The sequence below is a fragment of the Thalassotalea sp. G20_0 genome (genome assembly GCF_017744175.1).
Taxonomy (GTDB): domain Bacteria; phylum Pseudomonadota; class Gammaproteobacteria; order Pseudomonadales; family Endozoicomonadaceae; genus Endozoicomonas.
Genome location: NZ_JAGHQV010000102.1, coordinates 1 through 5,095, shown reverse-complemented (window position 1 = coordinate 5,095; position 5,095 = coordinate 1). Strand labels below are relative to the sequence as shown.

The 5,095-nt window shown below is 51.7% G+C and carries 2 protein-coding genes and 1 pseudogene; 2 read left to right on the top strand and 1 reads right to left on the bottom strand.

Annotation, left to right across the window (positions count from 1 at the left end):
* Positions 1-643, top strand: a 643-nt coding sequence (locus tag J7438_RS24465; RefSeq protein ID WP_209278666.1) for a hypothetical protein, incomplete at its 5' end; no start/stop codon positions are given.
* Positions 644-935: 292 nt separating this feature from the next.
* On the opposite strand, the pseudogene J7438_RS28525 reads toward J7438_RS24465, so the two are convergent.
* A pseudogene (locus J7438_RS28525) lies at positions 936-1,082 on the bottom strand (transposase); the annotation flags it as partial.
* A gap of 59 nt (positions 1,083-1,141) precedes the next feature.
* On the opposite strand from J7438_RS28525, the gene J7438_RS24455 reads away from it, so the two are divergent.
* A complete protein-coding gene (locus J7438_RS24455; RefSeq protein WP_209278665.1) occupies positions 1,142-4,888 on the top strand; it encodes a hypothetical protein in 3,747 nt (1,248 codons plus the stop codon).
* Positions 4,889-5,095: the final 207 nt, after the last annotated feature.

The following is a 5,095-nucleotide window of genomic DNA, read 5'->3' as shown; positions in this document are numbered from 1 at the left end:
ATCCTGGGCACATGCCGGCATCGGGGCGGGGAATTTAGAAGAGGGAAAGGTTGGAAGCATTACGGCATTGTACAGCAGGGTAGAAACCAGAGATCGCTGGGCATATGCCGGCATCGGGGGGGGGCGGGTTAAAGGAACGCTTGGCAACACTACAGCGGTGAACTGCAAGGTCAATAGTGGAGGCCTCGGTGCCATCGGGGGGGGGTATGTCCTAACGGGTGGTAAAGTTGGCAACACCGCGGCGGTGGACTGCGAGGTCAAAGCCCCGTCTAATAAAGCAGACGGCATCGGGGCAGGGACGGTAGAAGGGGGAAGAATTGTTGGCGACACCAAAGCGTTGAGAACCCTTGTCAATGGCAAGCCAAAGGGTAGTGTATCTCTCTCCAATCCTCCGGATCTTTGCCAAAGAGCAGACCCACGTGTATTAGCACCCGATTGCACTGTCAAGAGAGAATACATGGAACCGTTCTCTCGTTCGCTCGATAATGATTGCCCGGTAGAAATTCCCGTACTTTTCCTTTCAGTGGCAGGGGGCGGATTGGTGGTTGCCGGCGGCTATATAGCCTATCACTTGATTACCGGTTACCGGCAGGGGTTGCGTGGTGCGCAGCTGGCGATGAAACCACTTAACTGGTGTTGTTGATGTTGAGAACTGGCTAGGAGGCTGTCCGAGAATAGACTGCCCTACTGCGGTGGCAGCAAATTGGTCTAAAAAGTCGGAAATTTTCTGCCATCCTCGCTACGGGCGCTATTCTCGGACAGCCTCCTAGTGCAGCCAAGCGTTGATAGCCATATAGCCGTCATCCCCGCGAAGGAGACCGTCACAAAAAGCATAAAAGCTTTGAACCACAAAGGCACAGAGGCACAAAGAAAAGTTTGCTTTTTTCTTCCTTTGTGCCTCTGTGGTGAAAGTCTTTCCTGATTACCACTTCGAGTCAAAGATGGTGTTGCTGGGTAAGCGAGGTTTGGCACCGACAGCAATTGCACTGGAATTCAGCTTTTTGATGAAGCTTGCAGAAACTGCGGGAGCCACATTTCGGGCATTGGATGCCATCTGGCCAGCGCCAGGCGAACAGGGCGTTCTCACACTGATCTTAACTGCCGTAATTACCGGACAATTAAATAGTCAAAGAGAATCTTCATGCCAACCCCCCCGGCAGATTATGTTGTACCTCTACTTACGGGCAACGGGACTCCGGCAAACCATGGATCTCAAAGACAAAAAAGAAAGCGCAGCAGGAGGGGTTATCAGGTTGCACAGACGACCAGTGCAGCCATCATCTTGACGAAGCATCAACAGCCCCCTGAGCAACCGCTTGCTCCTTCGATAAAGCTAAGGCGTGTTCATGACGGTGGGCGTGTGGTCTTCAGGGAACAGCCCGCACAAGAGCCAATGGAGATAGAACCGGTGGTAACGGCCCGCACAGAGTCTCTGTCGGTGGCTGTATTCGTGCCGCCACCAGAAAAAACACGGCCCACAAGTGGGAATATTCTTTCTACCACCAGTGAGACCGCCCCGGCACCGGTGCCGGATAATATTGAACCAATGGAGGATGAAGAGCCAGCAGAAATCCCCGCTGAGGTTCTCTCAAAGTTTCTTCCAGAGCATCAGGAAGCATTACGGGAACACTTGACTAATGAGAATCTGGAAACCAGGCATGATTTGAAACATGATTTGAAACATGATTTGAAAAGAGTCGTCCAAAATGCCGAAAAACTGCTGAAACTCCTCGGTGAGAGGCAGATTGAATTATCTAAAAACAGAAGCAAGCCGCCTTTTTCTACCCTTTTTGCCAAATTGAAATTATATAGCATTACTAAAACGCCTGAGCTTTTCTCAACCTATTTTGCCAAAGCCTCTGCCTTTTTTTCGGCGGTCAATACGAATCAAATTAAAAACACCGGCTGTCTCACCAGCATGCTGAACCTGAAGTATCAGATAAAGGACTTTACAGAACAAAGTGAGGAAGTGATCAGGTTTATTGCCAGTCAGCCTTTCTTGAAACAGATTGCTTCCATGCGCAATGGCAAGGGCTTCCCGTCAAGGAAGGGAGTGGCAATTTTTATGTCCATACCTTGCCTGAAACAGGGCTGGCAGCCCGGGGGCGATGAGGCTGTTCAAGGTGAGCCGATCGACCGGGAGCTGCTCATACACATTTCCTCCATGCACAATGGCAAAGGGTTCCCGAGAAAGGAGCAAGTGGCAGCTTTTATGACTATGCCGTGCCTGAAAGAGGGCTGGCAGCCCGGGGGCGATGAGGCTGTTCAAGATAATCCCGTCGATCGAGTGCTGCTCATGCACATTGCCTCCATGAATAGTACCAGGGGCTTCCCGACAAGAGAGCAAGTGGCAGCTTTTATGACTATGCCGTGCCTGAAAGAGGACTGGCAGGGCCGCGACGAGGCGGTTCAAGACAAGCCAATCGACCGGGTGCTACTCATGCACATTGCCTCTATGAATCATTGCAAAGGCTTCCCGACAAGAGAGCAAGTGGCAGCTTTTATGTCTATGCCGTGCCTGAAAGAGGACTGGCAGGGCCGCGACGAGGCGGTTCAAGACAAGCCAATCGACCGGGAGCTGATCAAGCGCATTGCTTCCATGAATAGTTGCAAAGGCTTCCCCACAAAGGCGCAAGTGGAGGCCTTTATGACCATACCTTGCCTGAGACAGGGCTGGCAGCCCGGGGGCGACGAGGCTGTTCAAGACAAGGCAATCGACCGGGCGCTGCTCATGCACATTACCTCTATGAATCATGGCAAAGGCTTCCCTGCAAATGCGCAAGTGGCAGCGTTTATGTCTATGCCTTGTCTGAGACAGGACTGGCAGGGATGTGACGAGGCTGTCCAGGACAATCCCATCGACCGGGAGCTGCTTACGCCCATTGCTTCCATGAATAGCGACAAAGGCTTCCCCACTGAGGCGCACACAAGCGCGTTTATTCGGTGGCTACCCCGGGAAAACAAAAAACGTTGTCTGCAGATCGCCAGCCGAGTGTTTATAAGTTCCGGACTGCCCGAACCACGCCTGCTGACTGCCAATGAGCGGGCACTTCGCCGATATCTTCCCGATCTTCCAGAGTATTCCATAGACAGTGACGACGACTTCAGTGACTCGGATAATGAGCCGGATCATGAGCGGGCAGAAGAGCAACAGATGAAAGTCCTGGCACTGTTCTGTTCTGCTCCCAACAAGTGGCGTATGAATGTTGCGGAATTTGAACAATACCTGACGTCTTTCACAAATGCTCGTCAAAATGACAGAAGCCAGGTGCTCTCTGCGCTGACATCGTTGCTGCCGATGCTCTTTAACCATGGCGGAGCAGGCGTGCGTTTCTGGCTGTCAAGGCATAATGAAGACCAACAGGATAGACGGTTGCTAACGAAGGCGCTCTCTATTCCTGCTCCCCTGGATACCGTCAGGTTTGCCCTGACGCAGCTGCCTGAATGCGAATGTCTGACGTACATTGTGCTGTGCGCAAAGCTGAGCCCTGCCCCGGACAAGGTCCAATGGGATGCATTGAAGCCGCTTCGGGAACAGCTTGACCAGCAATTTACGATGGCACGAAGTAAAGCAATGATGCTGGAGATTCTCTGGTCACAGCCAGAGGCGAAACGCCCGGGCTATGGGGAAAAACTCGACAGCGTCCTTGACATTGTGCCGACCATCCGCCAACTGTACCGGATACACCAGACATTCGGACCCAAAAAAATGCAAGGGTTCCTGGATGCCTGTATTGACCGGCGGGCTAACACTGCCGAAACCCTCAAGTTAAAAGCACAAGAGCTACTGATGGAAGGGCTGCTGCTGGCACATCATTACCTGAACGACTATGAACATATACCGGATCTTTGCTTTTCATCGCAGGTGGCCAGCAGGAATGGCAAAGGCGTGGTGATCAATGGTGATGCCGCCATGCCGGGAAATAGACGGCTATGGAACTTTATAATCGCCATGCTGATTGAGCTTGAGCAGACACCAGAGTATAAGTTTGAGAAGCAACAGCTGACGGTGTTGTGTGGAAGGTTGTCTGGTAGTGGATCGGTGGTACTGCCCAAACCGGAATTCAGCCTCGCCGGTAGTGGTTTTGTGATTAATAACTGGTCATTGGCACAGGTGCAAATGTTTTTCACGGCAACGGAATTCACCGAACGGTGGTATAAAAAGTCCCGGGGCCCGCGAGAACCCTGCGTGGTCAGGCTAGATGAGAGACTGGCACGCATGCGGGCAAGAGCCAGTGAGACCGAAAAAACCGGAAACCCAAAAGCCGCGAACCAGAAAGCCGCGAACCAAAAAAGAGTGCCTCCCAGTGTTATTCTCAGTGTTATCAAGTCAGGCCTGCCATTAAATCTCGTGGTCTGGACGTCACTGGATTACTATGCCAAAAATGGCCAGTTAACTGACAAATTATGCCAGGCGCTCGCCCCGGTCATTGAACAGCAGGCGGCTATTGTTCCGGATAGTGTTAAAAATGCAGTTAGCGCAAGGCTGACAGAGATTGATGCAAGAAACATGGCTGATCAGGCAACCATTACTCAGCCATTATCTCTGATTCCACCGCCGCCGGTTACTGATAACTCCCTGCACAGACCACAAGTTACCCTGGCAACGGCGATGGCCACCCTCGATCATTTTCAGGTGTTAGGGGAGACAGAACTTGAAATACTGCAACCTTATCGCGACCAGATGACGCCAATACAATTAGCCAGTGTGATCGACAAAATGTGCCACCGTATCGATGCGGTCACACTGCTTGATTGGCATACAACCTATGAGAAGAAAAGGAAAGATCCCCTTGGGTTGAATAAACTGATCAGCTGGACTGATGATGACCGGTCTGACTGGCTTGCAGATATTCTGGAATACCCGGCGATGACCAAAAAACAGTGACAGGTCTTGAATCTTGAATAAAGGCCCCCGAGCTTCCCGTGGACGTTCAAGCGCCTGACATCTCGGTTGTTGAGGGAAGTCGGGGTCATATATGGTCCGCCCCGCTTTGCAAGGATAAGTTTTCCATCATGACTAAAGAGTAATGCTTCCATATATCCGGCCTTTGGGGTGAGGTCTCAATGCCTCTGGCCCTGATGGAATCCGCTC

Excerpts from the sequence above, each read along its gene's own strand:
- J7438_RS24455 (WP_209278665.1), top strand. The coding sequence starts at position 1,142 with ATGCCAACCCCCCCGGCAGATTATGTTGTACCTCTACTTACGGGCAAC.